The 25,957-nt window shown below is 66.4% G+C and carries 27 protein-coding genes; 20 read left to right on the top strand and 7 right to left on the bottom strand.

Features of this window, described 5'->3' with window-relative positions:
* Positions 1–341: 341 nt before the first annotated feature.
* Positions 342–1,223 carry a sigma-70 family RNA polymerase sigma factor gene (locus BA895_RS16010; RefSeq protein WP_070192893.1) on the bottom strand — a complete coding sequence of 294 codons (882 nt, stop codon included), beginning with the start codon at positions 1,221–1,223 and terminating at the stop codon, positions 342–344.
* 80 nt (positions 1,224–1,303) lie between these two features.
* Between BA895_RS16010 and BA895_RS16005 the strand changes: the two genes are divergently transcribed.
* From BA895_RS16005 to BA895_RS15995, 3 genes are all read left to right on the top strand, one after another.
* Entirely contained in the window at positions 1,304–1,687 is a 384-nt protein-coding gene (locus tag BA895_RS16005) for a DoxX family protein (protein ID WP_070192894.1), read from the top strand.
* A 404-nt stretch (positions 1,688–2,091) separates the two neighbouring features.
* On the top strand, positions 2,092–2,448 hold the full coding sequence (locus BA895_RS16000; RefSeq protein WP_070192892.1) for a DoxX family protein: 357 nt from the start codon (positions 2,092–2,094) through the stop codon (positions 2,446–2,448).
* Positions 2,449–2,487: 39 nt separating this feature from the next.
* Positions 2,488–3,417 carry a sigma-70 family RNA polymerase sigma factor gene (locus BA895_RS15995; RefSeq protein ID WP_070192891.1) on the top strand — a complete coding sequence of 310 codons (930 nt, stop codon included), beginning with the start codon at positions 2,488–2,490 and terminating at the stop codon, positions 3,415–3,417.
* A gap of 770 nt (positions 3,418–4,187) precedes the next feature.
* On the opposite strand, the gene BA895_RS15990 is transcribed toward BA895_RS15995, so the two are convergent.
* Entirely contained in the window at positions 4,188–4,913 is a 726-nt protein-coding gene (locus tag BA895_RS15990; RefSeq protein WP_083283443.1) for a GNAT family N-acetyltransferase, read from the bottom strand.
* Between the two features lie 38 nt (positions 4,914–4,951).
* Complete coding sequence (locus BA895_RS15985; RefSeq protein WP_254666507.1) at positions 4,952–5,776, bottom strand: GNAT family N-acetyltransferase; 825 nt, start codon at positions 5,774–5,776, stop codon at positions 4,952–4,954.
* A 216-nt stretch (positions 5,777–5,992) separates the two neighbouring features.
* Between BA895_RS15985 and BA895_RS15980 the strand changes: the two genes are divergently transcribed.
* Positions 5,993–6,661: a heme peroxidase gene (locus tag BA895_RS15980; RefSeq protein ID WP_139142715.1), complete on the top strand. Its 669-nt coding sequence runs from the start codon at positions 5,993–5,995 to the stop codon at positions 6,659–6,661.
* A 10-nt stretch (positions 6,662–6,671) separates the two neighbouring features.
* Here the strand turns inward: BA895_RS15980 and BA895_RS24015 are convergent, their stop codons facing one another.
* Complete coding sequence (locus tag BA895_RS24015) at positions 6,672–6,824, bottom strand: hypothetical protein (protein WP_175442352.1); 153 nt, start codon at positions 6,822–6,824, stop codon at positions 6,672–6,674.
* Between the two features lie 267 nt (positions 6,825–7,091).
* Positions 7,092–7,370, bottom strand: coding sequence for a trans-aconitate 2-methyltransferase (locus BA895_RS15975; RefSeq protein WP_070192888.1), 279 nt, complete (start codon positions 7,368–7,370; stop codon positions 7,092–7,094).
* A gap of 486 nt (positions 7,371–7,856) precedes the next feature.
* On the opposite strand from BA895_RS15975, the gene BA895_RS15970 reads away from it, so the two are divergent.
* From BA895_RS15970 to BA895_RS24960, 14 genes are all read left to right on the top strand, one after another.
* Positions 7,857–8,141 (top strand): hypothetical protein, encoded by a 285-nt coding sequence (locus BA895_RS15970; RefSeq protein ID WP_070192887.1) that lies wholly within the window; start codon positions 7,857–7,859, stop codon positions 8,139–8,141.
* A gap of 695 nt (positions 8,142–8,836) precedes the next feature.
* On the top strand, positions 8,837–9,013 hold the full coding sequence (locus tag BA895_RS24225) for a hypothetical protein (protein ID WP_217493928.1): 177 nt from the start codon (positions 8,837–8,839) through the stop codon (positions 9,011–9,013).
* A 46-nt stretch (positions 9,014–9,059) separates the two neighbouring features.
* The gene (locus BA895_RS24220) at positions 9,060–9,437 is read left to right on the top strand and encodes a DUF2867 domain-containing protein (RefSeq protein WP_217493927.1); all 378 of its coding nucleotides are present in this window, start codon (positions 9,060–9,062) and stop codon (positions 9,435–9,437) included.
* Between the two features lie 11 nt (positions 9,438–9,448).
* Positions 9,449–10,390 carry an NAD(P)-dependent oxidoreductase gene (locus tag BA895_RS15960; RefSeq protein ID WP_217493926.1) on the top strand — a complete coding sequence of 314 codons (942 nt, stop codon included), beginning with the start codon at positions 9,449–9,451 and terminating at the stop codon, positions 10,388–10,390.
* Positions 10,391–11,045: 655 nt separating this feature from the next.
* Entirely contained in the window at positions 11,046–11,171 is a 126-nt protein-coding gene (locus BA895_RS24730; protein WP_256388455.1) for a hypothetical protein, read from the top strand.
* A gap of 286 nt (positions 11,172–11,457) precedes the next feature.
* Complete coding sequence (locus BA895_RS24215; protein WP_217493925.1) at positions 11,458–11,889, top strand: hypothetical protein; 432 nt, start codon at positions 11,458–11,460, stop codon at positions 11,887–11,889.
* 447 nt (positions 11,890–12,336) lie between these two features.
* The gene (locus BA895_RS15950) at positions 12,337–12,948 is read left to right on the top strand and encodes a hypothetical protein (protein WP_175442351.1); all 612 of its coding nucleotides are present in this window, start codon (positions 12,337–12,339) and stop codon (positions 12,946–12,948) included.
* An 86-nt stretch (positions 12,949–13,034) separates the two neighbouring features.
* The gene (locus BA895_RS15945; RefSeq protein WP_070192885.1) at positions 13,035–13,649 is read left to right on the top strand and encodes a hypothetical protein; all 615 of its coding nucleotides are present in this window, start codon (positions 13,035–13,037) and stop codon (positions 13,647–13,649) included.
* A 26-nt stretch (positions 13,650–13,675) separates the two neighbouring features.
* The gene (locus BA895_RS15940; protein ID WP_175442350.1) at positions 13,676–14,248 is read left to right on the top strand and encodes a DDE-type integrase/transposase/recombinase; all 573 of its coding nucleotides are present in this window, start codon (positions 13,676–13,678) and stop codon (positions 14,246–14,248) included.
* Positions 14,249–14,368: 120 nt separating this feature from the next.
* A complete protein-coding gene (locus tag BA895_RS15935; protein WP_070192884.1) occupies positions 14,369–15,010 on the top strand; it encodes an MSMEG_1061 family FMN-dependent PPOX-type flavoprotein in 642 nt (213 codons plus the stop codon).
* Positions 15,011–16,217: 1,207 nt separating this feature from the next.
* On the top strand, positions 16,218–16,667 hold the full coding sequence (locus BA895_RS24975) for a transposase (protein ID WP_371327725.1): 450 nt from the start codon (positions 16,218–16,220) through the stop codon (positions 16,665–16,667).
* Positions 16,649–16,975 (top strand): IS3 family transposase, encoded by a 327-nt coding sequence (locus BA895_RS24970; protein WP_371327724.1) that lies wholly within the window; start codon positions 16,649–16,651, stop codon positions 16,973–16,975. The genes BA895_RS24975 and BA895_RS24970 overlap by 19 nt, the downstream gene beginning before the upstream one ends.
* A complete protein-coding gene (locus tag BA895_RS24965; protein ID WP_371327723.1) occupies positions 16,890–17,315 on the top strand; it encodes a DDE-type integrase/transposase/recombinase in 426 nt (141 codons plus the stop codon). Before BA895_RS24970 ends, BA895_RS24965 begins: the two co-directional genes overlap by 86 nt.
* Complete coding sequence (locus tag BA895_RS24960; RefSeq protein ID WP_371327726.1) at positions 17,276–17,530, top strand: IS3 family transposase; 255 nt, start codon at positions 17,276–17,278, stop codon at positions 17,528–17,530. The genes BA895_RS24965 and BA895_RS24960 overlap by 40 nt, the downstream gene beginning before the upstream one ends.
* A 189-nt stretch (positions 17,531–17,719) precedes the next feature.
* On the opposite strand, the gene BA895_RS15910 is transcribed toward BA895_RS24960, so the two are convergent.
* On the bottom strand, positions 17,720–18,082 hold the full coding sequence (locus BA895_RS15910) for a hypothetical protein (RefSeq protein WP_139142714.1): 363 nt from the start codon (positions 18,080–18,082) through the stop codon (positions 17,720–17,722).
* A gap of 224 nt (positions 18,083–18,306) precedes the next feature.
* On the opposite strand from BA895_RS15910, the gene mobF reads away from it, so the two are divergent.
* Both mobF and BA895_RS15900 read left to right on the top strand, forming a co-directional pair.
* Entirely contained in the window at positions 18,307–24,180 is a 5,874-nt protein-coding gene (gene mobF, locus BA895_RS15905; RefSeq protein ID WP_070192880.1) for a MobF family relaxase, read from the top strand.
* Positions 24,181–24,232: 52 nt separating this feature from the next.
* Positions 24,233–24,865, top strand: a complete 633-nt coding sequence (locus BA895_RS15900) for an A24 family peptidase (RefSeq protein ID WP_070192879.1) — start codon at positions 24,233–24,235, stop codon at positions 24,863–24,865.
* A gap of 545 nt (positions 24,866–25,410) precedes the next feature.
* Here the strand turns inward: BA895_RS15900 and BA895_RS15895 are convergent.
* On the bottom strand, positions 25,411–25,866 hold the full coding sequence (locus BA895_RS15895) for a hypothetical protein (protein ID WP_139142713.1): 456 nt from the start codon (positions 25,864–25,866) through the stop codon (positions 25,411–25,413).
* Between the last annotated feature and the right edge of the window lie 91 nt (positions 25,867–25,957).

Genomic DNA, 25,957 nt, shown 5'->3' with positions numbered 1-25,957 from the left:
CCTGGCGGCGACCGACCGAGTGACGCCTCCCGGCCGCCAAAGCGACTCCAGGTCGCATCTCACCTCCCGCACCGGATACCCGCATCGTCCATCACACCGTAGTCACCAAACTTTGCGTCCTCGGCGGTGAAGGGCGCGCCTCCCCCGCGCCCCACTGCCCCGATGGCCGATCGTCAAACGGGACGCTCTGAACTCGGCTGCATTGGGGGCCTGTCCGCTTCAGAAGTTGACTGCACCGATGTCAGAGATCGACTGCACTCGTACGCAACGACTCGGAAAGTCACCGGCGGTCCGCAGGCAGATACTCGTGGTGCGACTGGCTGTTCGATGCCCGCGGTGGATCAGGTCGTCGGGTAAGCCGAAGGGGCCCTCGGAAGGTCCATCGCCGCTAACTTATCCGCAGCGATGACCGACACCATCTCGACGATCTGACCATCAACGACGGCGCATGCCATCACGGCACGAGGCTTGCCTTTGGTGTCCCACACCATGATCCCGGGTTCACCGTCGACGAGGACGCACCGTGTGATGACCTTCGCAGATACTCCCCGCTGGATAACGCTGGCCACCTCGGTCACACCTAGCCTGACGACGACACCATTAGCGGCGTGAGTACGCCAGCAGACATCGGGATGGAGGACGCGCAGGAGCCCATCGAAGTCACCATTGCGAGCCGCGGCCAGAAACGCCTCAACCACCTCCCGCTGCTGGCGAGTGTCAGCGGGCTGAGGTGCACCCTGAACCTTTCGACGTGCTCTGCTCGCGAGCATCTTCGCGGCATCCGTGGACTTCCCGATGATCTCCCCGATCTCCACGAACGGTACGGCGAACATGTCGTGCAGCACGAACGCCAGGCGCTCATCCGGCCGGAGGGACTCCAACACCACCAGCAGCGCCGTCCCAACCGATTCCGCCAACGCCACGCTCTCCGCGGGCGTGTCATCAGGATCGGTGACAACAAGGTGAGGAAGATGCTCGTCGTAGGACGCCTCCCGCTTGGCCTTGCGCGAGCGGAGCACGTCGATACATGCCCGACCCACCACGGTCGTGAGCCACCCCGAGACGTTATCGATCGTCTGCGTGTCCTGGCGCGCGAGACGAAGCCACGTCTCCTGCACGACATCCTCAGCGTCTGCCCACGAGCCAAGCGTGCGTTGAGCCATCGCCGTCAGCCGTTCACGCTGTTCCTCGAAGATGCGGGTGAGGACAACCTCAGGAGCCATCGTAGTTACCTTCCGTGATCGGTATCCGTCACCTCTACGACGAGTCCGAACGGGTTGAGGTAACCGACGAAGGAGCACCCGTGAACAGCGCACTATGGATCCTTACCAGTCTGCTGGGGATCGCCTTCCTGGCCGGGGCGCTCGGGCAGATCCTCATGCCCAAAGAAAAATACCGTTCCTTGGGCGCAAGCCAACACTGGGTCGATGACTTCAGCGCTGGCCACATCAAAGCAATCGGAACCATCAAGCTCGCAGGTGTGACAGGACTCATCCTGCCCGGCGTTACCGGGGTAGCCACCGGGCTAGTACCGCTCGCCGCGGCCGGTCTCATGCTGTTCATGGCCGGTGCGGGGACGACGCGGTTCCGCCGAAGCGAATGGAAGCTCATGCTCGGCGACATGACGTTCCTACTTCTCTTCGCTGTCGTGGCCTGGGGACGATTCAGCCTCGAACCCCTCGGGTAAGCAACGGAGACCGGAGGCCACGTCTCGAGACGGGGAAGGCGAGCTTCTCGCCCCACCCCCCCCGAATCAACACCCTGAAGCGGACTACCTCTGGTCAGTTGACGTTCGAGGTGTGTCCGACCAACGACGCTTCGAGTGACGCGTGTCGCTAGTTGTTTGACCGTTCTTGATGGGGGTGATGGAGCATGGCGAATCGTCCTGCCCGGGGTTGGGGCTGCGCGAAGGTGATCGTGACCGGCTGACCCGTATGGTGCGTTCCGGCGCTGGTCAGGCCGGGCTGGCGCAGCGAGCGCGGACAGACCGCGCAGTGCGCTGACAGCAAGCTGTCGATCCTGACCGCTCAGGGCTCGACCAACTAATGCGCACAACTGTCAGGTTCCTGTGGCGGCGGGTGTCTAGTCTGTATGCACCTCACCTACCTTGTCGTCACAGCATTCGCGGCACTGATGAACGCCTATGCCGCGGCATTGAACTTTGCTCGAGCCGAATCGGTCCAAGCCGTCGCCAACCGGTTGGGGATCGCCCACCGGTGGATGCTGCCGTTCGGCGTCCTGCTGGCCGCTGGAGCGGTCGGGCTCCTCGTCGGAACGGCTGCGCGGGAGATCGGCATGGCCGCGGCGATCGGTCTCATCATGTACTTCATGTGCGCTGTCACGGCGCACATGCGGGCGCACGACACCCAGGTTGGCGGAGCATTGTTCTTCCTACTTGTGGCAATAGCGGCGCTGGTCACCAATGTCGCCGACCGCAGACCCTGGTGAGCCCGAGGGCTGGGAGTAGCGATGGCAGAGCGTGAACGGATGGTCGAGCAGTTCGAGCAGCACCGACCGCACCTCCGGTCGGTCGCCTACCGAATGCTTGGATCGGCCCATGAGGCCGACGACGCCCTTCAAGAGACTTGGCTGAAGATTCGTGACCAAGATCCGCAGGGGGTGGAGAACATGCGCGCGTGGTTAACCACAATCGTTGGACGGGTGTGTCTGAATATGTTGCGCTCGCGACGTTCTCGGCGAGAGGTGTTCTGCGAGACACGGGTGTCCGACCCGCTCGTGATGATGCCGGGCCACGTCGACCCCGAAGATGAGGTCCTACTCGCCGAATCGGTTGGTCAGGCTCTACTGATTGCACTGGATGCGCTGACTCCTGCCGAGCGGTTCGCTTTCGTCCTCCACGACGTGTTCGGTATGAAGCTCACCGAACTCGCCGCGGCACTCGAAAGGTCCGAAGGGGCCGTGCATCAACTCGCGAGCCGCGGGCGACGACGCGTGCAGAACGTACCGCAGCCTGAGAGTGACCCCGCCCGCCATCACCAGGTTGTTGATGCGTTCTTTGCCGCCTCGCGCGATGGGAACTTTGCGGCACTCCTCGAGATACTCCATCCCGATGTGGACCTACGGATAGACGGCGGTGTCATCCGCGCAGACGCATCGCTGAAACTGCGGGGCGCCGAGGCCGTGGCAGAGCACACAATGACCTACGCCAGACTCTCTCCCTTTGCCCGGTCGGCGGTCGTGAACGGTACTGCTGGCGCGGTCGTCGTGACACACGGGCGGCTGTTCTCAGTGATGGGCTTCACGATCGCGAGTGACCGCATCGTCGCGATTGATGCTCTGGTCGATCCCGGGCGCCTTGAGCAACTTAACCTCAACGGACACCGCTGGATGCCGAGGTCACAACTGGGTGTGAATCACCAATACCTCGATCCTGGGCGCGGAGGCTCCGGTTGGTGAATCCAACCCGTTGACCGACTCCGCCAACGCGGTGGCATACGACGATCCGAGGCTACCGACCGACGCCGCGATACCCGCCTCGGCGCGGCGCTCGGTGTACCGAATCGCTGTGTACTGCTTAGTGGTCTCGCTCGTAAGTTCGTCGGGGGTCACCTCGAGGCTGGGGTCGCCCAAGTAGAGGCCGCAGGCGCAGTCCAGGGTGTCTTCGGGGTGCGGGCGCTGGTCACTCCGTAAACGTGGGCCTTGGGGTAGTGCACGACTGCGACGGTGTGCGCGAACGCGATGGGTCGCTCTCAGCGACCTGGCGACACGACGTAGCGGCATCGAACCGTGGATCCCCGTCTCGATCAACGATCTGCATATGGCACGAACCAAGCCCTGCCCAGACTGCAGGCGTAGGTCGAAAGCGACGAGTGGCATGCTCGGGCCGGGCCAACCGACCAGGTGGGTTCGAGTAAGACCCGGCCGGCAACGACGTGGTGACCAGCCACGACGCCTACCGACGACGCTCAGGGGCGCCACCGCTGACTAGATCACGTCAGACGTGGAAAACGACCGCTCTCAAAAACTCATGTCTCTGGTAACTGGCGCCTGGACCGGGGCAAAACTGGCCCGGTAGGGACGCACGATCCTCCACCGTGGGCGACGCCGCATGTGCCAATCGGGCAACTTCCGCTTATCGGCTACTTGTAGGTGAAACGCCGACGAGCTCGGTCCCTGCAGGGCCCGATGGTCGCGGACTATGGCGGCAATGTCGTCGGCTGCGAAGCTCATCTGCCTTGGTGGTGCCCTTCTTCGGGGGAAATAGTAGACGTGGCCGCGGACCGCTCTGCAACCGTCGACGGAATCGATGCTTTGATGGGCAGTAGGGCATGGCAGGCCTTGAGGCTGTAAAGTCGGATGTCGTTCCTACGTTGTAACTCCCACGTGTCTCGAGTGAGTCGCCATCGGTTGAGCAAGGCGGGTTCGCCGCGCCGTGTGGCCCAGTCGGTCCCGTTGGGCTCGTAACCGAGGCGTCGCGAAATCGCGTTGGAGCCGTTACTGTCTAAGAAGGCGTCACTGCTTGCTTCCTTCGCGTCAAGGCCGTCGAACGCGAGGTGCAGGACTGCTTCGCGCATCTCACGGCCGAGTCCGCGGCCGCGTAGATCCGAAGACAGCCAGGAGAAGGTCGTGACCGTTCCCAAAGTGGCGAAGTTCACTCCTGTCAGGGTCTGCTCTCCGACGGGACGGCCATCGACGACAACCACGAAGCTGAGCCGCCAACTGTCGGGCTTGACGGTGCCACGGCGCCGCCAGATCGCCCGGAGCCACGTGGCGACCCGCAGGTCTGTGTCGGTCTCGTAGAAGGACATTGGGTCGTCGTACGGCAATGGGTGGGCGTGGGTTTTGCCTGCGCGCACGACCTCCGCGAGCTGGTCCAGCAGCTCGTCCGTGGCGCCACGCAACTCCAGCACGGGTGTAGTAACACACACATTGAGGAGGGGATAACTTTTCATGCGCGGTCACTCTGCTCTCACGGTCGCGGTGGCCCTCATCATGGGCGGCGGAAGTCAGTAACGTCGGGCAGCTGCTGGAAGCCGGCCGAGACATAGGTCGCCACGCCGCCGACATTGCTGCTCGGGGTGCACACTGTCGCGCTGGATGACCCCATCTCCCGCAGGGCGTGGGCTGCCGCCACCGTGATGGCAGGCCCGTAGCCGTGGCCCCGGTGATCGCGATGCACACCCAGTGGTTCGCGCAGACCCGGCCGCGCTGGCCCGGCCGACCACACCGTGACAGCGGCCACCGCGGCACCATCGTGGTCGTAACCCACCAGGCACCGGGCCCGACGATAGGGCGAGGCGGCAGCCATCGTCTGCCAGCGTTCCAGGGTGAACGTCGAGTTGGGGAACATGGCCCGTTGCACCGCAACCCGGTCCTGAAGAACCCGCTCCTGAACGTTGTGGGTGTCGATCACCTCAACCCGGAGGCCGCGGTCCTGGACGGGTGCGGCCGGGTCACGACATAGCGGGGTCCATGCCTCATCGGCGACCCAACCGCTCCGGGGCAAGAGTTCTCTAAAGGCCGTGCCGAATCGGGCCTCGACAGTCCCGGCGCCGGCGGACAGAACGCCCTGGCCGGGGTCCGACAGATCGGCCAGCAACCTGGCGGCGAGCGCGTCGTCGTCGACGACGCTCGGTGCGATGGCCAGCCGGATCAAACCAGTGTCGTCGTCCACCATCCCCATGGCCACGATCTGCCCGCCGCGACGCCACACCCGAAGCGCCGCGGCCAGCTCATCCTCGCCCAGGCTCCAGTTCCACCCAAGGTCTCCCGGATGCAGCTGAACCGGCACGCCATCTTGCTGCCAGCCCGCCACGGTCTCGACAATCTCGTTGAGGGAGGCCGAGGCAACGAGCTCTAGCGTGATCGTCATTCGCCGATCAAACTACGTACCACGGCCAGGATGCACATGGTTTCCGCTGCGACCGAGACGCTGGCGGATCAGCGTGCGGCGACGCTCCACCTTCGATGTGATCTGCGACGCCAGGGACATTGTTCTTTCCGCACTCCTCACCTCCGTTCTCCAGGGGGCTTGGTGCCGACTCCGACAGGTGGTTCAACCCCGGAGGGGTACGACAGCGTCGCACTGGGGGTTCTGGACTCCATCTACTCCACCGGTCACAAGTACACCGGGGTGACTAACGCGCTCGACAAGTACCGAGCAGCCCGACGAAGCGAGGATGCGGAATCGGGCCAGGACACCGCCTCCGTCCTCGTGGCCGCGGTAGACCGGTGGGGCGGGATCGCCGCGCTTGTCGAGCGAACGAACAAGTGGCCCACCTCGTCAAAGGCAGGGGTCCCCAAGCAGGCCGCGGCGGCCTTCGGCACCGCGAAGATCCTCACCGGCCACGGCCTGAACACCGTCGCCGAGGTCCGTGCCGCCTTCGCCACCGCGGAGCAGCAGGATGCCTCGCCGGTGAAGCGGCTGTGGCTGGGTCTTCCAGGACAAGGTAGCGGTCTCACCTGGACCTACTTCCTGATGCTGTGCGGCGTTCCCGGGGTCAAGGCTGATCGCATGGTCGTCAGGTACGTCTCGAGGGCGGTCCGTGAGGCGGTAGACGGAAAGGACGCCAGACGCCTGGTGAGTTCCGTTGCGCGACCCCATAGCCTCGAGTTGACCCCCGACGAACTTACGAGCGAGATCACTAAGGGTCGGCTCGACGGGAGCATCTCGATCTCGGATCGGCGTCCGGGCTGTTGAACGTGGCGCGTCAGCGTCGGATAAGGCTGGCGGTCGTCAGGGCGACCACAAGCGGTCTGGTTACGGATCCGCCGAACGCGTTGCGGATGAAGGCCTCCATGTCGTTGAGCAGACCCCGTCGGTTGGAGGCGCTCATCATCTGGGTGCCGGAGTAGGAGAGCATCAGCTTCCGGTAGTCGGAGTTGCTGTAGGTCTGGTTCCAGTCCTAGCGGCGGACCGCGATGGATTCAAAGCGTGGGTCGGCCTCCAGCACGGCGCGGATCGCTGGATCGACCTGTCCACGACTCGGCGCCGGGGCGCCGGCGTGTCCTTCGCCGTATCGCTCGTAGTGTAGGCAGCGGCGAAGGAGCCGAGATCATCGGGTGAGTCCACTTGGATCAGATCGACGATGGACAGGACGCCTTCCAGACGGAGGCTCGCGGCGGGACGATCAGTCTGCGCGGGGCCGCAAAATCCAGTGGTAGGCGGTGGCCGAGAACACGGTGTCAGCCCCGGATGCGATGGCTGTCGCCTCGAAATCTCCGACGCTGATTCGAACTCGATCCGAAGGGAGGTTCGAGCGCAGCTTGGCGGCGGTCGCCGGACCGATCTCGATGGCGTGAACCGACGCTCCCCGCGCTAGGAGGTCCTTGGTCGCCTGGCCGGTGCCGGGTCCCACCTCCACGATCTCCGGCTCAGCTGGAAGCAAGTTGAACAGATCGTCGAACACATCAGCGGGATAGGAGGGCCGCACCTGGTCATAGACCTCGCCACTTGGTTGACCGACAGCCTGATGTCTTCGAGCCGGCCCACGGATAAGGTTCTACGGGATCCTTGGGCACCTGTCCACATCTGTGTTGTACGGGGCACAGCGACTTCACGAGTACCGAAGCCGCGCGGGTCGCTCCACGCTCCCGCGCGTTAACCGCCCCCAGCGAGCGCCGTGCACAGTGCAGGGCCCATAACGTGAACGCCCACCAGCACACCAAAGACGCGGCGAACCGGTTCCGCCCTGAAGCCACCAACGATTGCCAGGGTGTCCCGTAGCACCGGTTCGGTGAAGGTTCCCGCTCGGGCCCCCTATGCGGGACGTTCAACGAAGTGTTCGACGCCTTCAGGATCACGCTCCACATGAGCGGCGGAGTCTCCTCACCATCGGTGTTGCGCATACATACGGAGGCGTATATTATGGCGGTCTGCCGACAAGGGAGAAGCAATGACAGTAGGACTGGTCGCGATCCACTATCCCCATGCGCAGTTCCATGACGAGTTCCGCGGACGCGTTCAACTCGCCGCGGATCTCATGCGGGACAGGCCCGGATGCAAGACGGCGGACTGTTGGGTCACCGCAGCGGGTGACGCAATCGTCTCGGTTGGGTACTGGGTTTCAGAAGAGGCGCAGGTGGCTGGTTTCGCCTTCGCGACAGCCAACGGGGTTGACTTCTCTTACGATGAGCGCGAGTTGAGCCCGCGTGTGATTCTGCGGCTCGTGACGGGCTGATTGTCTGTTTCCGGACCCGCCGAGTTCGTCGCAGTCTTGCAGGACGACCGAAGTTATGCCTTCCAGCCGCGCGCTGGAGGACGAGACGCACCACCAAGACCGGTGAGGCGTTAGCCCGTATCGTTCACGTGTCGTGACCTGAACCGCGGCTCTGCCGCGCGAAAGTGCCTGTCGCGCAGAGATATTGGGCTTCTTGACGATTCGGTAGGCTCGAAGGGAAGGCACCTCGCAGGTGAAGCATCCGACGTGGGCGGGACCCGCACGTGGTCCGCCACCCATTGCCGGGGATCCTGGCCGTGGCCTCAGCAGCGGTGACAAGCGCGCGCGGTCGTAGCAGGCGATCGGTAAGTGGGTCGCCCATGCTGGTCGGGACCTGTTGCAACGACTGGGAGTTGGCCCGAACGCCGCGCGGAAGCCGTCGGGGTCAACGCTCCGGCGCACCTTGGCCAGGTTGGATGCCCACGAACGGCCAGAGGCACAGTCCCTCGAACGGACCCACGGCACCGCGGGAGATGAGCGAGGTGCGTGCGGCCGTCGGAGAGCCTGGCGGAGCCGGCGCCCGGTGCCCCTGCCTCGACAGGTGCTGGCCGCGCTGGATGTCACAGCCAGGCACCCGCCCGCGTCCTCACGGTGACGTCAAGTCAAAAGAAGTGCTCCATGAAGGTGCTAGCCGAGTCCTTGAGACAGGTGACGGCGTGAGAGTCCCTGCCCAAGCACACCTCGAACAGCCGTGGCGGATCCACGAGATTGCCTCCGACTTCCTGATCGAGGACGTGTGGGCGTTCCGCACACCCGGAGCAGGACCGGATGGTTTCCCAATGATGCTCGCCGTGCTGATCGCCTCCAACGAGCCGGGCGTGTGGACCGGGTGACCCGCTGGCTGATCTCGGTTGGCTGGAAGCTTGGCGCGTTGTTCGGTTGGGAGGATCCCCGGCAGGGGGGCGGGTCGGCTCGCTGCGCGAACGCCTGCCTGCCGACCTGCGCGAGACCCCGGGCCCGAAAGACCCGAACATCCCGTTCTCGCCCGTGTATGTACCGCCCGACGAGTGCGCCCAGGAGTCGGCCAACAAGACCGTCCACGACATCTTGCACTTGGGTTGGGTGCCCAGCAGCAACGGCGAGTACGAGCTGAGGATGGCGGCCCTCGTCAAGCCCAACGGACTGTTCGGTCGTCTGTACCTGGCGGCGATCAAGCCGATTGGCTACGTGCTCGACGACGCGGCCATGACGCGCCGATGGGAGCGTGCCTGGCTGAACCGGCCGGGCCTCCTCTCGGTGAGGTCGATAGGAGGATGAAGTCCATGTAGGTGCTCGTCGTAGGGGCTACCGGCGCGGTAGGTCGCCACCTTGTTCCACAGTTGGTGCGTGCGGGGCATGAGGTGGTCGCGGCCGCACAGAACCCATCCGCAGGTGTGTCGCCGGGAGTCGAAGTTCGGGCAGTGGACCTGCTCGACGCGACTGCCGTCGTCGATGCCGTGAAAGAGGTCGCCCCAGATGCGGTCATCCATCAAGTCACCGCCTTGACCGAGTTGGGTAACAACCTGCGCAAGTTTGACCAGTCGTTCGCGGCCACGGACCGGCTACGCACCCACGGGACCAGGGCGCTCATCGAAGCAGGACTGACAATGCCGAGGATGCCGCGGCTGGTGGCGCAGAGCTTCTGCGGCTGGACATCGCCACCGACCGGAGGTCCGGTCAAGACCGAGGACGAGGCCCTGGACCCCAACCCCGCTCCGGCGTTCAGGCAAACCTTCGCCGCGATCAGGGAGCTCGAGAGCCTGGTCAGTGAGTACCCCAACGGGGTGGCTCTTCGCTGCTGCGCGCCCTACGGACCGGGAACCTCACTAGCCAAGGGCGGCGCACAGATCGAGGCGATTCGCACACGTAGGTTCACGCTCGTGGGGGAAGCGGGCGCAATCTGGTCCTTTCTGCACGTCGAGGACGCCCCGTCAGCGTCGGTGGCCGCCCTCACCCAAGGCCACGGTGTCTACAACATCGTCGATGACCATCCCGTTCGGATTGGGCACTGGCTGATCGAGATCGCCAGCATCACGGGCTTCCTGACCCCCCGCCGGGTCCCCGCCTGGGTCGCCCGCATCGCCGGCGGACAAGGCCTGGTGTACATGATGACCAGGGCACGCGGATCATCGAACACCAAGGCCCGACGCGAACTGGGGTGGAAACCGAGTTATCCGGACTGGGGAGCAGGGTTCGAGATCGAGTTGCGCAGACCGGCGGTCTCCTCATGACCGGGTCTGCTCGAACACCGTCGACCGACCTCGCACACACGAAGCGGCGTTGTCCCACCTCGGGCTCGTGGCTCGGCTTGATGCCCTGTCCCAGCGCACCACTTACGGGAAACCTTTACCGGCTCTTGCGAGCGCAGAGTTCGACGAATCCGTGTATGCCACCTGTTCCCCGGCCCGGTGCCAGATGGTGATCGGGTCGGCGGCACCGTGCCCGAAGCTGAGCGCGGACAACTTGACGACCCCTTGCACCCCGGCGCCCGACGTCCCACCCGACGTCGGTTCCACGGTCACGCGATACCTCGCTCAAGGAGGGCCCGTCGTCAGCGTCTCGCTCGCCCACCACGGGCTCATCGAGCCCACGTACCCAGGCGGTAGCCGGCACATCGCATGAGCTGTTGATGGCCGGCTGCTACGGCGCGCCGACGCTAACAGCGCGCCAAGCCCGGATGAGGTTGGCCATCACCCTCTCGTGTGAGCCCAAGGTCTCGCCATGAGAGGCGTTTGCAGAGTTCGCCTAAGCATCTCGGAGCCCTTCGCCTGTGGGCGGCCAGAGCTCATTGCCAGGCCGTGTTCCATAGGCCATCCCGCAATGGTCATGTTCTGCCTGTTCATCCCGTGTTGGCCGGCCTGGACGTGCGGATGGCAGAATGGCCGGGTGCGCGTAGACCGTACCGTCCTGTTCCGGATGGCGACCAACGAACGGCTCGAGATGGCCGCACCGGGTGGCGAGGCGGCCGCGTGGCGGGCCACGTCGCTGGTCGCTCTCGCACTGAAGCGCTGAGCGCGGTAACGGACCTTCTCGGACGAGGAACCGGCGTCAGCGTCGACCTGTTCGGCGAGCTCGTGCACGACCCGGCTGCCGCCGATCAGGTGGTCGAGGACTACCGGGAGCTGGCACCGGCCCAGACTGAACGTGGTTGTCGGTCGACCTGACCCACTTGGCCTTGGACACTGATCCCACCGGGGCTGCCGACCGTGTCGCTGCTATTGCCGGGGTACTGCCCGAGGGACGGCGGTTGTAGGTCGGTGCCGAAGACGCTGCCCGAACTGATGCGGTCGTGGGCTGCGTGCTCGATGATGCCGGGCGCGGGTTGTCTGATCGGCTCGGCGACACGGTGCAGGCGAACCTGCTGCGTTCACCCGGCGACGCCGACGTGCTCGTGGCCGGCGGAGTGCATGTGCGCTTGGTCAAAGGCGCCTTCGTCGAGACCGTAGGCGCCCACCCCTATGGGGAGCCGACCGATGTCGCGTACCTGCGACTGGGGTTCCGCCTTGCCCAAGCCGACGCGACATGGTCGTTGGCTACCCATGATGGCCGGCTGCGGGAGGCACTGCTGCTGGCGCTGGGACCGGTACCGGTCGAGCAGCCGCTCGACGTGCGCCCCGAAGCTATTGACGATCTACGCGACCGCGACATCCGCACGCGCGTGTACGTCCCCTACGGCCCTGACTGGCTCCGCTATTGGCTCCGCCCGCTCGCCGAGTGCCGCGGCGCCTGACCCATCGTGCTTCGTCGCGAGCCCGTCCGATCGCCCCCGCTACGGCTACTCCATGCCGGTGCCGCCCAACCGACAAAGTCCTCGCCTTCCTCGAGAGCCTGTACCTGTGCCGATACACCCAAGGGGGGGTCCAGCATGGCATCTCCTCTCTGTGTGCCATTGCAGGGTGCGAGGGCCTCCACCCCGTTGACGAATCAGATAGCGGCAAGGTGACAGGAGGGCAGCTGGCCAACCACCTCTTCACCTAAGATAAGATATCAGTAAGTACTTACTGTCTGGAGTTCACATGCGTGCAGTTCGTCCGCGGGTCGTCGTTGTGGGGGTGGGCCGTCCGGCCTCGCCGCCGTGCACGAAGCCTGCGCCTTGCTCGGCGGAATGGGCAGAACGCGATCCGTCGCTGGGTACGCCCTCAATCTCGGTCCCCACGCGATTTATCCCGGCGTCGACATGACTTCGGCCCTGGTCGACCTGGGCGTCAGCTACGGGCCAGAAGGCATCCGGGTGCTTCATGAAGGCGCGTTCGCGAAGATGCCCGACTCACCAGCAGCGCTAGTTCGGTCGAAGGCGCTCACCTGGAAGGACCGCTTCGAGTTCGTTGGCATGATGAGCAAGCTGCCCAAACCACATGCCGACGAGTACGGCCGAACCTCTATTGCTTCGTGGATCGATGCCAACACTCGGCGCCTGAACCTCCGCAGACCCGTCACGTCGCTGGCGCACACCGACGCCTACTGCAGCGACTTGGCCCTTGTCGGCGCCGACGTGTTCATTGACGAGTTGCAGCGCTTAATCAACAACCACGTTCGTGAGGCATCACACCGTCTAGTCGAAAGCCGGTCCATGCTGTCGGCGCGGCAATCCTACTCTTTCCGTGTGGCGGCTCGTGAGACATGGTCAGCTCGGCTCACAACCAAAAAGCGAACTCACCTGGACATGGGTGGCATCGACATGGAGGGCACGCTCGGCCCAGAACCCAGATGTCACACCGTGGGTCGCTGCGCATCAATTTTCGTGACGTTACGTGCGAACCGTCTCAGAACCGAAGGTGCGCAAGAGTGAATGAAGCGCCAACCTCCCGAACTAGCAGCGCAAGGGGGCTAGCCCCCTGGATTGCTGGCCTTGTCGCGTGCGCACTATGGGCCAGCATGCTGGCCATCGTGTTTCGGTTCCCAGGCCTCGCATCCGAGGCGTCCGTCATCGCCTACTGGACGATGCACGAAAAGACGACTCAGACCGTCATTGCCCTGGTCGCCTTGGGATATCCCGGCTTGGTCCTCTTTCTCGTCGGACTCCCATACGCCTGGTCGATGACATCGTCGGCATGGGCGCGCGCTGCCACGGCGATGGGATGCATGTTCATCACTTCATTGGTCGTCGCGCTCGGTCTGGCGTCTGCCGCAGGGCAACTGATCCAAGCGTCCGATTCCAACGCACACCTCGGATACGGCCTACATGTCGCTGCCTTCGTACTGGCAGCTCCGGCAGCCGGATTGGGGACTGGCTTTTTCCTCGCGGTCATAGTGTCGACCTTCTCTGTTGCGCCACGGTGGTTAAGAGTGCCGGCAGGCATCGGCGCGCTTTGCAACGCTGGAGCTCTCGGTGGGCATTTTGATCTCGCCGGACCGCTGAACTCGGGCAACGGCCTGCTGGGCGGGATCGCGCTTCCGTTGGCGTCGCTCATGGTCTACGTGGCCTGCGTGTGCGTTGAACGTCTGGTGGGCCATGGTCGCCCCCGGCCCACCGCCGCCGACAGCACATGAGACTGCGCCAACCAAGGGAACGCCTCTTGGCGTGCCTGTACGTCGTGCTCGGCATCTTCTCCCGGTACATCCTCGCGTGGACCGTCGCCGCGAGGGAGGACTCACAGCTGGCCAAGGAGATGCTCGAGCAGGCGATGGGCGTGCACGGCGTGCCGGACGTGGTCCACGCCGACCGCGGCACCTCGTTGACCTCCAAACCCGTCGCGCAGCTGCTGGTCGACCTGGGCGTCACCCGCTCCCACAGCCGGCCACATGTCAGCAACGACCACCCGTACAGGGAAGCCGCGTTCAAGACTCTTAAGTACGCGCCCGTCTTCCCCGAGAACTTCGGCTCGCCGGCCGATGCCCGCGCGTTCGGGGAGAGGTTCTTCGGCTACTACAACCATGAGCCCCGCCACTCCGGGATCGGGCTGCACACCCCCGCCTCGGTCCACCACGGCACCGCCGGCCACGTCCGCGCGCTGCGCCGGCAGACCCTCGACGCGGCCTACGCGGCGAACCTTGAAAGGTTCGGCCACCGCCGACCCCACGCTCCGAAACTGCCCACCGAGGCCTGGATCAACCAGGCCTCACGAGAGGCCCTCCTATGCAGCTCCTGACAACCTTGCTGTCTCATCCACCTTGACACGTTCCGCCCGGCCCCGAACACTCCGTTGCCGGGCGCCACGTCGACACTGCCCCGTACACCACAACCCTGTCCTGGCCGCGAGGAGCGCAGTATGGAGCCATTCACACCGATCACCACGGTCGAGCAGCTCGAGGCATTCGGTACCCCGGTGCCACGGAATCGAGACAAGGTCCTCACCACGCTGGAGGATGTGCACCGCGAATGGATCGCAGCAACGCCGCTGGCGTTCGTAGCAACATCGTCTGCCGACGGACGCTGCGACGTCTCGCCGAAGGGTGACCCGCCCGGATTCATTCGAGTCCTGAGCCCCACCCGACTCGCGATTCCCGAACGCCCAGGAAACCGCCGGATGGATGGGTTCCGCAACATACTCGAGAACCCGCGCGCCGGCCTGACCTGCCTGATCCCCGGTCGAGGAGACACCCTGCGCGTCAATGGCCGCGCCCGCCTGGTCAGCGACCTTCCAGATTTCGACACCATGATCGTCAAGGGACACCGGCCGTCCCTGGCTCTGATCCTCGACATAGAAGAAGTCTTCTTTCACTGCCCAAAGGCCTTCCGCCGCTCCAAAACCTGGGTCCCGGAGACCTGGCAGCCGACCTCAGCGCGGCCCTACGCAGACATCGCCCTCGCCCTGTGGCGCAAGGACCAACCCGAGGACGAGGTGAGACGTCACTTCACCGACAACGTTGAGAACGAGGACCTCTACCCAGTTAAGGGGGGCGTCGTGTAAGTCGGTGCTGAAGAACACAGGCCATACAGTCGCGTCTCGGGTTTGCTTATGAGGGGCATGGTGGTCTTGGTGCTGGCTAGTCGGGGGACCATAAGCCGTATGGGGCCGACGGATTCGAACCAGACTTCGGTTCGGCCGGATGGGATGAGTTCGCGGGGGATCACGCACCGGTGGTCGCGGGCCTGGTCGAGGGTCTCGAGTTTGACGAGCTGGGCCGCGAACCGGGAGTCGACGGTTCGGGTTTGGATGATCTGCCCGACGCGGGTCACTTTCTGCAGCGCCTTGACGGTGCGGGCGCTAGTCACCCCGTAGACGTGGGTCTTGGGGGGGTAGTGCACGACGGCGACGGTGTGCGGCCCCAGGTGGCCCCGCCGGCGAACGCGTCACCGGAGGCGTCTTCCAGCAGCTGATGGGCCTAGCTCGGGTCGCCCGAGATCTCAGCCTCAAGGATGGCCAGGGCGTCTTTGCCGTTGATGGCGAAGTCGGTGTGCCGGGTCACCCGGCCCCCCGGTTGGCCGAGCCTGGTGCAGAAGCCCCACGGCCTGACCGGTCTGCTCAGGCGCTGGCATGGGCATCAGAGAGACGCGTTCCGCGCGGCTGAGCCTGCCCCGCTTTCGTCGTCGACCAAACCCTGAGGCGCTTTTCAGGCGCCTGCAGATGTTGGTCTAGGTCGGCGAGTTCACGAAGGGCGCGGACCAGATGGGTCCGGGTCGCGTCTATGTCATTGACCTGCGGCTGTTCCGTGGAAGCTATTAGGTTTCTCCCTCTCGCAGTTGGGGTTTCGGCAGACGTGGTGCTCCTTGGCGGCATACTGGCGTCATCGAGGAAAGCCTCCGATTCGGCCCTGGGCGGTCACGGACGCGACCCGGGCACTGTGGGTCTGGCGTCATCGGTCGGGTCGGGGTGGTTCTCTGTTTGACGGTCCGGGGTGGAGTTCCGCGACTGTGTATTCAGCTGGTCGTGAGCCGCGTCGCTGGTTCCCTGGGCGGGGCTCGGGGGAGGTGGCGGTGGGCCGATCTCGGGGAGGGCGTCAAGGCCGACCGCCTCTTGGAAGTCGGCCTGGGTGATCGGGTCGACCCCTACCTCACCCCTGAGCTTGTTGAGAACCTCTCGCACTACCTCCCGTCCGGCGGGGTCCTCGTCCATGGGGGTCGTTGTCAGGTACCGGGTTTGATGGAGTCATCGGAACCACGGGAAGGCATGAGTTGTGGCGGCACAGAGGAAGTACCCGGTCGAGTTGCGTGAGCGGGCGACGCGGCTAACGGTCGAGGCGCGTAAGGATTCGTCGACGAGGGCGGGGGCGTGTAAGCGGATTGGTGAGCAGATGGGGATCAATACCGAGACGCTGCGTTCGTGGGTCACCCAGGCCGAGGTCGACGGCGGCCTGCGGGGTGGGACGAGCAGCGATGACGCGGCACGGTTGAACGAGTTGGAGAAGGAGGTCGGTGAGTTGCGTCGGGCGAACTCGATCCTGAGGAGCTCAGCGGCTTTTCGCGGCGGAGCCGGGCCGCCCGTCGCGCTGATCGTCGACTACATCGATCAGCACAAGGACGACCACGGGGCCCCGCCGATCTGCCAGGCGTTGAACAGCGCTGAGGCGCCGATCGCCCGTCGACCTACTACGCCGCACGCACCCGTGTGCCATCGACCCGGGTAGTCAACGACGAACGGCTCAAGGCCGAGATGGCCCGCGTGCACCAGGAGAACTACGGCGTCTATGGGATCCGCAAGGTTCACGCCCAACTCGCCCGAGAGCACGTTGTCGGGCTTCGTGACAACCAGCGGGCAGCGCGCCCGGTCGCCAGGTGCACGACCCAACGGCTGATGCGGGAGCTGGGCTTACGCGGCCTCAGCCGCGCCAAAGGGGCCCCGGACCACGGTGGCCGCAACCGGCCCAGAGACACGCCCGGACCTGGTCGAGCGCCACTTCACCGCCGACGCCCCAGACCGACTCTGGGTCGCTGACATCTCCTACTGCCGCACGTTCGCGGGGTGGGTCTATGCCGCGTTCGTCATCGACGTCTTCTCCCGCCGTGTCGTGGCCTGGCAGCTCTCGACGTCGTTGCGCACCGACCTCGCGCTCGACGCCCTGAACATGGGCCTGTGGACGCGCCACCATGACGGGCACGAGACCACTGATCTGGTCCACCACTCCGACAAGGGCGTTCAGTACGTCGCTATCCGCTACACCCAGCGCCTGGCCGAGGCCGGCGCTGTCGCCTCCGTACCTCCGTCGGTTCGACCGGTGACAGCTACGACAATGCCCTGGCCGAGGCCTTCAACTCGCTCTTCAAAGCCGAACTGATCCGCAACCGCCGACCATGGCAGAACATCGACGACCTCGAGTACGCCGTCGCCGAGTACATCGCCCGGTTCAACAACCGGCGCCTGCACGGTGAAATTGGGCTCGTCCCATCCTTTGAGTACGAGAGCAACCACCGCGGCCTTGCGACCGTCCAGGAGGCTGCTCAGCCGGCCGCTGCGCGTGCTTTCCATGTCTCCATCAAACCCGGTAGCTGACACCAAGAACCGTCACGATCTTGGACCGCCAGCGAGCCACAACCGCCGCGTCGCTGCTCGCCTCCGTGAGGAGCGACAGGCCTACCTCATCGAGACGATGAACACCCATCTGACGCCCTCACGCCGAGCCGGTCGCCGGTGAACGACCCGACGCACGTGGCCCGGTCGGTTCCGGCGCGACCGACGCTGTTACCCCTCGACCGGCTCGCCCTCGTTGGTGTCCTCGTTCGGCTCTCCGACCACGGCGCCAACCTCGCGCAGCCGGCGAAGCCGAACCGCCTCGCGCCGCGACAGGTCAGGGCCACACCACGCCACCGCCTCACCCAGATTCAATCCCTCCCGCTCGACCATCTCGGCCAACGCAGAACTGGCCCGCTCCTCGCAGAGCGTCACCAGCTGATCTCGCTCACTGAGCGCAACCATGACCCGCACCCCGAGCGCACTGAGGCGCCGTTCTCGATCCGCCCGCTCCGTTCGCATCCTCGCCTGCGCATCCAGCGCGGCCCGACGCGCCGACTGACGCGCCGACTGCTTCCCTACCGTCGCGCCCACGACCATCACCCTTCCTCACCACAGCGGCCCACCCGACGCCACCGAAAGCCCGAACCACGCCCCCAGCGTTCACCCCACCGCCGACAAGCCGACCACCCAGCCGACCACGTACCCCCACCCGGACCGCCGAATCTCATGTCCCACACACCTCATGCATTCCCGGTGCTTTAATGCTCAACTACTGACCGCCCGACGTCGTTTCCGAGGCTTTCTCAGGTGTGACGATGTCCATCCACAAGCTGACGGCCGGGAGCGGTTACGACTATCTGACCCGCCAGGTCGCCGCTCAGGACGTCACCGACAAGGGTCACACCGGGCTCGCGAGCTACTACACCGCCAAAGGTGAGGCACCTGGCGTCTGGGTCGGCTCCGGGATGGCCGGTATCGACGGGCTCAACGCCGGCGACGTCGTCACCGCCGAGCAGATGCAGGCCTTGTTCGGGTCTGGGCATCACCCGCTGGCGCAGCAGCGGCGTGATGGCCTGGTAGGGCCGGACTTGACCGATCGGGACTACCAGAACGTGGCTCGGCTCGGAGCCCCGTACAAGGTGTACGCCAGTGACGTCAGCGCCTTCCGGCTCGATGTCGCCAAGCGCATCGCGGACTTCGCCACCGAGCTCGGCCACCCCTCGGACTCCCCCGTGCCGGTCGCGGACCGGGCCCGGATCCGCACCGAGGTCGCCATCAGTTTCTTCCGCGCCCAGTACGGCCGCGACCCCGAAGATGCCCGCGAGATCGCGGCCACCATCGCCAAGCACTCCCGGCCGAAGACGACCGCGGTCGCCGGCTATGACCTGACGTTCTCACCCGTTAAGAGTGTTAGCACCTTGTGGGCCATCGCCGACCCGGTGACCGCCGCCCGGATCGAGCGGGCCCACCAAGCCGCGGTCAAAGACGCGCTGACCTTCCTGGAGGAGCACGCCCTCTACACGCGCACCGGTACCAACGGGGTGCGTCAGGTCGACGTGCTGGGTTTGGTGGCCACCGCTTTCACCCACCGCGACAGCCGGGCTGGGGACCCTGACCTACACACCCACGTCGCCGTCGCGAACAAGGTACAGACGCAGGACGGGGGGTGGCTGAGCATCGACGGGCGGGTGCTGTACAAAGCCAACGTCACCGCTTCCGAGACCTACAACACCGCCCTGGAGAAGCACCTCGGCGATGACCTGAACCTGCGTTTCGAGGCGCGACCTGGAACGGACGCTCGTAAACGCCCGGTGCGTGAAGTGGTCGGGGTCGACCCTGCCCTCAACGAGCGGTGGTCCGCGCGCCGGGCCAGCATCGAAGCGCGGCGCGGCGTCCTCGCTGAGGACTTCCAGCGTGACCACGGCCGGCCACCGACACCGGTCGAGTCGATCCAGCTGGCGCAGCGGGCGACGCTGGAGACCCGGGAAGCGAAGAAGGAACCGCGCTCCTTGGCCGAGCAGCGCACCGCCTGGCGAGAGCAGGCCCGCGATGTCCTGGGCGGTGAGGCCGGCGTCGAGGCGATGGTCACCGCGGCCACCCGGCATCACCGCCATGGCGGACCTGGCCGCGGTGACCGGGTCACCAACGCATGGATGCGCCGCACCTCGCAGGCGGTCCTGGAAGCCGTGCAGTCCCGCCGGTCCACGTGGCAGGTGTGGCACGTTCGCGCCGAGGCTCAGCGCCGGGTCCGCAGCGCGAACCTCCCTGCCAAAGACGTCGAGGGAGTCGTTGACCTGCTCGTCGGGCAGGTCCTGGACCGTCATTCGATCCGGCTCGCCCACCCCGATGACGGCATCATTGAGCCTTCCCAGCTGCGCCGACGCGACGACTCCAGCGTCTACACCGTGTACGGCGCCGACCAGTACACCTCGGCTCGGGTGCTGTCCGCGGAGAATCGTCTGATCGCCACCGCCGGTCGGCTCGACGGGGCCACCGTCAGCGCCGCCGCGGTCGACCTGGCCCTGCTGGAATCGACCGCAAACGGCCGCACCCTCAACGCCGGACAGGCCGCCCTGGTGCGTGGCATGGCCACCTCCGGCGCCCGCTTGCAGCTGGCGATCGCGCCCGCCGGCGCGGGCAAGACCACCGCCATGAGCGCCCTGTCCACCGCGTGGGAAAACGGCGGCGGCACCGTTATCGGTCTGGCCCCCTCAGCGGCGGCAGCGGCCGCCCTACGGGTAGAGATCGGTGCCCACACCGACACCCTGGCCAAGCTGACCTGGTCCATCGAACAGAACGACCTACCCTCCTGGGCGGCCGACATCGACGCACAAACGTTGGTCGTGATCGACGAAGCGGGGATGGCCGACACGCTGACCCTGGACACCGCCGTCGAGTTCGTGACCAGCGCAGGCGGCAGCGTCCGGCTCATCGGTGATGAACAGCAGCTTGCCGCGATCGGCGCCGGTGGGGTCCTGCGCGACCTGGACAGGACCCACGGGGCGCTGCGTCTGACCGAGCTCATGCGGTTCGCCGACCCCGCCGAGGGCGCCGCCTCTCTGGCCCTGAGAGAAGGAGCCACCGAGGCCCTCGGCTTCTACCTGGACCACCGCCGGGTCCACGTCGGGGACCTGGCCACGATGACCGAAGACGTGTTCGCCGCCTGGCAGAACGACCGAGCGGGCGGGCTCGACGCGCTGATGCTCGCCCCCACCCGCGAGCTGGTCTCCGAGCTGAACCAGCGCGCCCGCACCCACCGCCTCGAAGGCGCACGACCGGAGCGGGAGGTCCCGCTGGCCGATGGCAACCACGCCAGCGTCGGGGACCTGATCATCACCCGCGCCAACGACCGCCGGCTGCGGGTCACCGCCTCGGACTGGGTCAAGAACGGCGACCGGTGGTCCATCCTCGCCCTACCTGGCGAGGGGGCACCCGACGGGGACCTGACGGTCCAACACACCCGTACCGGGCGAGTCGTGACCCTGCCCGCGGTCTACGTCGCCGCCTCCACCGAGCTCGGTTACGCCACCACCGTGCACACCGCTCAAGGGGTCACCGCCGACACCATGCACGGGCTGGCCACCGGTGAGGAATCGCGCCAGCAGATCTACACGATGATGACCCGCGGCCGGTTGGGAAACCACCTCTACCTGCAGGTCGTCGGAGACGGGGACCCGCACAACGCGATCCGGCCCGACAACCTGGCGCCGCCGACCGCGACCGACCTGCTCGAGGCCGTTCTGGCCCGGGACGACTCCCCTGTCTCGGCGTCCACCATGCTCGCCGACCAGCACAATCCGGCCCCGCTGCTGGGTCAGGCGACCGCCCGGTACGTCGACGCGCTCTACCTCGCGGCGGAAGAGTCATACGGGACGGAGGCTGTTGCGGAGCTCGAACGAGCAGCCGAGAAGATCGTCCCGGGCCTGGTCGACCAGGCCGCGTGGCCGACCCTGCGCGCCCACCTGATCTTGCTCAGCGCGCACGACATCGACCCCGTCGCGAGCCTGCGTCACGCGGCCACGAGCCGGGAGCTGACCACCGCCGGCGATACCGCGGCCGTCCTCGACTGGCGCCTGGATGACACCGGACTGCGAGGCGCTGGCCCGGGCCCGCTGCCCTGGATCCCCCGCGTCCCGCACTCCCTGACCAGCCACCCCACCTGGGGGCCGTACCTGACCCGCCGAACCGAACTGGTTATCGACCTCGCCGGGCAGGTCAGAGCCGGCGCCATCACCGGGGACACCCCTAACTGGGCTCGCCAGGGCACCGCCCGCCCCAGTGACCAGGTCCTGGGCGACGTGCAGGTATGGCGGGCCGCGATGGCGGTGCCAGACACCGACCGTCGCCCGACCGGCCCGCCGCAGCTCGCCAAAGCGCCCGCCCTGTGGCAACGGCAACTGACCACCGCGCTCACCGGAACCCGCACCCCTGCCATGAAGGAATGGGAAGACGCGCTGCACCGGGTGGCCCCCGCCGTCCGGTACGACGACTTCACCCCGCTGCTGGCGCAGCGGCTGGCCGCCATGTCCCGCGCCGGCCTGGACGCTCGCGCCCTTCTCCGGTCAGCAGCCACCGCAGGACCCGCCCTGCCTGACGATCACGCCCCGGCCGCCCTGTGGTGGCGGATCAGCCGGCACCTGTCGCCCGCCGTCGCAGCCGACGTCGACCGGTCCCACTCCCTGACTACGTCATGGCTCCCCCAGCTGACCGAGCGTCTCGGCCAGCACCGGGTCTCCCGGATGCAGGCCAGCAGCTGGTGGCCGGCCCTGGTCACCAGCATCGACCACGCGCTGCAGCGCGGCTGGAGCATCGAGAACGTCTTGACCACCGCCGGCCACCCAGACGCCGATGTCGACGAGTGCCAGGCCATGATCTGGCGGCTCTCGGTCCTGACCGACCCACCACCGGCCGATGAAGACGGGGATGACCGGTTCCCCGAGAACGCGCCTCCGCAGGACCTGTGGGCGCCCGACCCGAACCCCGCGCCCGCCGCGCCCGCCGCGCCCGGACCGTGGGAGGAGGAGTTCGGCGATCCGTTCCCCGAGGACGCACCCCCAGAAGACATGGACCAGGGCCGCCCTGGCCCTTGGGACGAGCCCGCCGAGGTACGCCCCGACCGACAGACCGGCGCGCCGCAGGAGCCTTCGACCCCCACCGAGTCGGGACCCGACAAGGTCCAGCTCCGCGAGTCCGCCGGCGTCGAAGCCGATCTGCAGCTGGCCGCCATGATGCGTGAGCTGATGGGGATCCTCGAACCCACCGACGCGCAAATCAACCTCATGGTCGACCGAGCAGCCGAGTGGGACGCCAGCCCCGTCACCCGGGAGCGGCTGCTCGAAGTCAACCAGCTGACCCTGACCTACTACGAGTCCCGACTGGGCACCGCATGGGCCCGTGACTACCTCACCGAACGAACCGGGCAGGACCTGACCGGCCACCCCGACTACGCCCCCGGCTACGCCCCGCCCGGGTGGACGAACCTCGTCACCCACCTCCGCCGGCGCGGGGTCAGCGACGAAGAGATGACCACCGCCGGCGTCGCCACTCTCGCCCGCACCGGGAGACTCATCGACCGGTTCCGAGACCGGGCCATGCTGCCAATCATCCACTCCGGTGAGGTCCTCGGCTTCGTCGGCCGCCGGCACCCCTCGCTGACCGACCAGGACACCAACGCCGGACCGAAGTACCTCAACACCGCCGACACTCCCCTGTTCCACAAGGGTGCCCAGCTGTTCGGGGTCATCCCCCACCTGATCGCCGCCGGCGCCACCCCGGTCCTGGTCGAGGGCCCACTGGACGCAATCGCCGTCACCATCGCCAGTAACGGCACCCACGTCGGGCTCGCCCCGCTGGGCACCGCCCTGACCGAAGAACAGGCCGTCCAGCTGGCCAGGATGTCCGCCACCCCGGTCGTGGCCACCGACGCGGACCTGCCCGGCCGCGTCTCCGCGCAGAGAGACTTCTGGATGCTCGCCCAGCACAACGTGACCGCCGCAACGCTGATCCTGCCCGAAGGCGCCGACCCGGCCGACGTGCTGGCCCGCCGCGGCCCCGAAGCGTTACGAGAAGCTTTGGCCGCCACCCGGCCTCTGGGTGAGACGCTGCTGCAGGAGCGGCTGACCACCCTGACCGGGCCCCAGGCCCTCGACCAGGCCAGTCGAGTCCTAGCCGCGCAACGCCCCTCCACCTGGGACGCCGGCACCCGGCTGATCGCCAACCGGCTCAAGATCTCCACCGCCCGGGCCCGTCAGAGCCTGCACGCCCACGCCCTCGACTGGAACCGTGACCCCCGACAGGCGGCACAGGTGCAGCTGACGGGTGTCCGCGACGTCAAGGCCCGACTCGAGAACCTCGCCCAGCAGACGCCGTCACAGCGGTGGCTGCCCCTCGGGCAGGAACTCGACCCGCGATTGGGGCAACAGGGCGACTGGCCGGCGCTGGCCGCGATGCTGCACCAGGGCCACCTCGAGGGGCACGACGTAGCCAGTCTCACCCGACGACTGGTCGCCCAAGAGCCGCTCGGTGAACACCCCGCCCAAGACCTTCGCTACCGCCTTGCGGTGAGCCTGCCCGCCGGTGCAGACCTACCGGGTGACCCACCGGCCCAGTCGATACGCGGCGGGGCCGCGGAGCAACGACGCAACCCCACAGCCCCAGGACGGGCCCCGGCCGCTCGACCGCGCCGCTAACCCCTGTGGATGACGGACGTGAGGCCGGTGGCACTCTGCCTACCCTGACGGTATGAACCCACTCGCGGTCGCTGTCATGGCCGGAGCTGCCGCTGCAGTGATCGGTGAGGCCATGCGCAGACGCCTGCAGCTGCTCACCTACCGGCGATCCGAGGAGAAGTCGCTTCCTGACCCCGGGCCACGCTGGTGGGTCCCCGTCGCAGCAGCAACCGCCGTGGCATCCCTTACGGCCCGGTTCCTCGATGGGCGTCCAGAAGTTCTCTGGATGCTTATGCCTCTCGCCCTCGCTGGGACCTGGCTCGCCGCCGTCGACCTCGATGTCCGCCGACTACCCGACCGGGTCCTGCTACCTCTGCTGGCCTGGGAAGCTGCCGTCACCGTAGGGCTACTCGCCACCGGCCACCGCAGCACCGGGCTGAACGTCATGATCGGGGGCGCGGCGTCCCTGCTCATGCTGTGGTCCCTGCACTGGTTTAGTATCGGCGGTCTCGGGTTCGGTGACGTCACACTGGGCGCCGCAGTAGCCGCCGCTACCAGCGCCGTCTCGTTGACCACGCTGTTCTGGGCCTTTCTCGCCTCGTTCACCGCAGCCGCGCTCTGGGGACTGATCACGCGCCGCCAGGACCTAGCTCTTGGCCCGTGGCTGGTCCTGGGCGCCGTCACGACCACCGTCTTGGTGCCATAACCGGTTATTCGCAATGGGCGGGGCGTACCTGATTTTGCAGACGTCGGTCCATCGCACCAGCTCTGCCCACCAACGCGTGGGCGCGCACGTGCAGCCCCGGAAGGATCCGACCTGTGTTGGGCAGGTCGAACTGACGGGTGGATCAGCACGGAGCTCGGAAGGTACGTCCAGCCGCCACCCGCCCTGCGCGGCCTTGTCGGCAGGCAGAGCGACGGGGTGGGCCTACTGGACTCACGAGCGATCGAACAAAAGTCTCCGGCAATTGCGAGAGGAGGTCAGAGTCAAGCATCTGGGGCAGCTTGCTCCGAGCAGACCGCGGGGCAAACGAAGTCGCCCTGGCCATGACCGTGAGATTCGAACGCGTTTCTCGCTCAGTTCCAGACGCACCCGACGCACCCCGGAGGCTCGAAATGTCTGAGATTTAGACGCACCAAGCGGCGCGGAACCGAGCAGCTTCAAACTCGAAAACGTCGCACCCCGGGGGGCGAAACGTTCCCCGCTTCGCGGCAGATCCGGTAACGCGTCACGCTGATGACCGCGCGGACTCACCATGGCATCGGAGGTGCCGGCGGTGGAGTGGGAATCCGGTTCAATGTGTCGATGTCGGCCAAATCGGGAAGGTCTCCGAGGCCGAAGCGGGCCCGAAGCTTCTGCGCTAGGGCGACTACGTCGCTACGCGCCTGGGCGACCCCGTCTGGACCCTTGAGCTGTTGCGGAGCGGGTCGGTTGATGCTCGCGGTCACCTTCCCGTTCGCAGCTCGAACACGAGGGATTGGCTTCGTATCGTCGAACCAGAACCAGATCTCTAGCACTGGAAACGGGGCTCCAGACCACCACAACTGCCATGGCTGGCCTTCGACCTCATCGAGCAGATGATCGAGCGCCTTGACGTAGTGAGGCGACGTGCCGTTGTCCGGACCGCCGCCGATCACACTGATCTTGTGACGTGTTGGCCCAGGCGAATTTTGGGGCAGGCCGCCAATCACCGGCTCTTCGGTCATAGGTGAGAAGCGTAGGACTTCGACACGACGAACTAGCGCTCATCGGCATGTCCGGAAACACGTGCCTGCTGAGGATCCGGACAAGTTAGTG

The organism is Humibacillus sp. DSM 29435 (assembly GCF_001758225.1).
Classification (GTDB): Bacteria; Actinomycetota; Actinomycetes; order Actinomycetales; family Dermatophilaceae; genus DSM-29435.
This window is presented reverse-complemented; position numbering and strand designations above follow the sequence as displayed.

Bases quoted from the DNA above. Each gene is read 5' to 3' on its own strand.
- BA895_RS24015 (WP_175442352.1), bottom strand. From the start codon at position 6,824: ATGCTCTCCTACTCCGGCACCCAGATGATGAGCGCCTCCAACCGACGG.
- mobF (WP_070192880.1), top strand. From the start codon at position 18,307: ATGTCCATCCACAAGCTGACGGCCGGGAGCGGTTACGACTATCTGACC.
- BA895_RS15970 (WP_070192887.1), top strand. From the start codon at position 7,857: ATGACAGTAGGACTGGTCGCGATCCACTATCCCCATGCGCAGTTCCAT.
- BA895_RS15945 (WP_070192885.1), top strand. From the start codon at position 13,035: ATGCTGGCCATCGTGTTTCGGTTCCCAGGCCTCGCATCCGAGGCGTCC.
- BA895_RS16010 (WP_070192893.1), bottom strand. From the start codon at position 1,223: ATGGCTCCTGAGGTTGTCCTCACCCGCATCTTCGAGGAACAGCGTGAA.
- BA895_RS15950 (WP_175442351.1), top strand. From the start codon at position 12,337: ATGACTTCGGCCCTGGTCGACCTGGGCGTCAGCTACGGGCCAGAAGGC.
- BA895_RS15895 (WP_139142713.1), bottom strand. From the start codon at position 25,866: ATGACCGAAGAGCCGGTGATTGGCGGCCTGCCCCAAAATTCGCCTGGG.
- BA895_RS15900 (WP_070192879.1), top strand. From the start codon at position 24,233: ATGAACCCACTCGCGGTCGCTGTCATGGCCGGAGCTGCCGCTGCAGTG.
- BA895_RS15995 (WP_070192891.1), top strand. From the start codon at position 2,488: ATGGTCGAGCAGTTCGAGCAGCACCGACCGCACCTCCGGTCGGTCGCC.
- BA895_RS15935 (WP_070192884.1), top strand. From the start codon at position 14,369: ATGGAGCCATTCACACCGATCACCACGGTCGAGCAGCTCGAGGCATTC.
- BA895_RS15990 (WP_083283443.1), bottom strand. From the start codon at position 4,913: ATGAAAAGTTATCCCCTCCTCAATGTGTGTGTTACTACACCCGTGCTG.
- BA895_RS16000 (WP_070192892.1), top strand. From the start codon at position 2,092: ATGCACCTCACCTACCTTGTCGTCACAGCATTCGCGGCACTGATGAAC.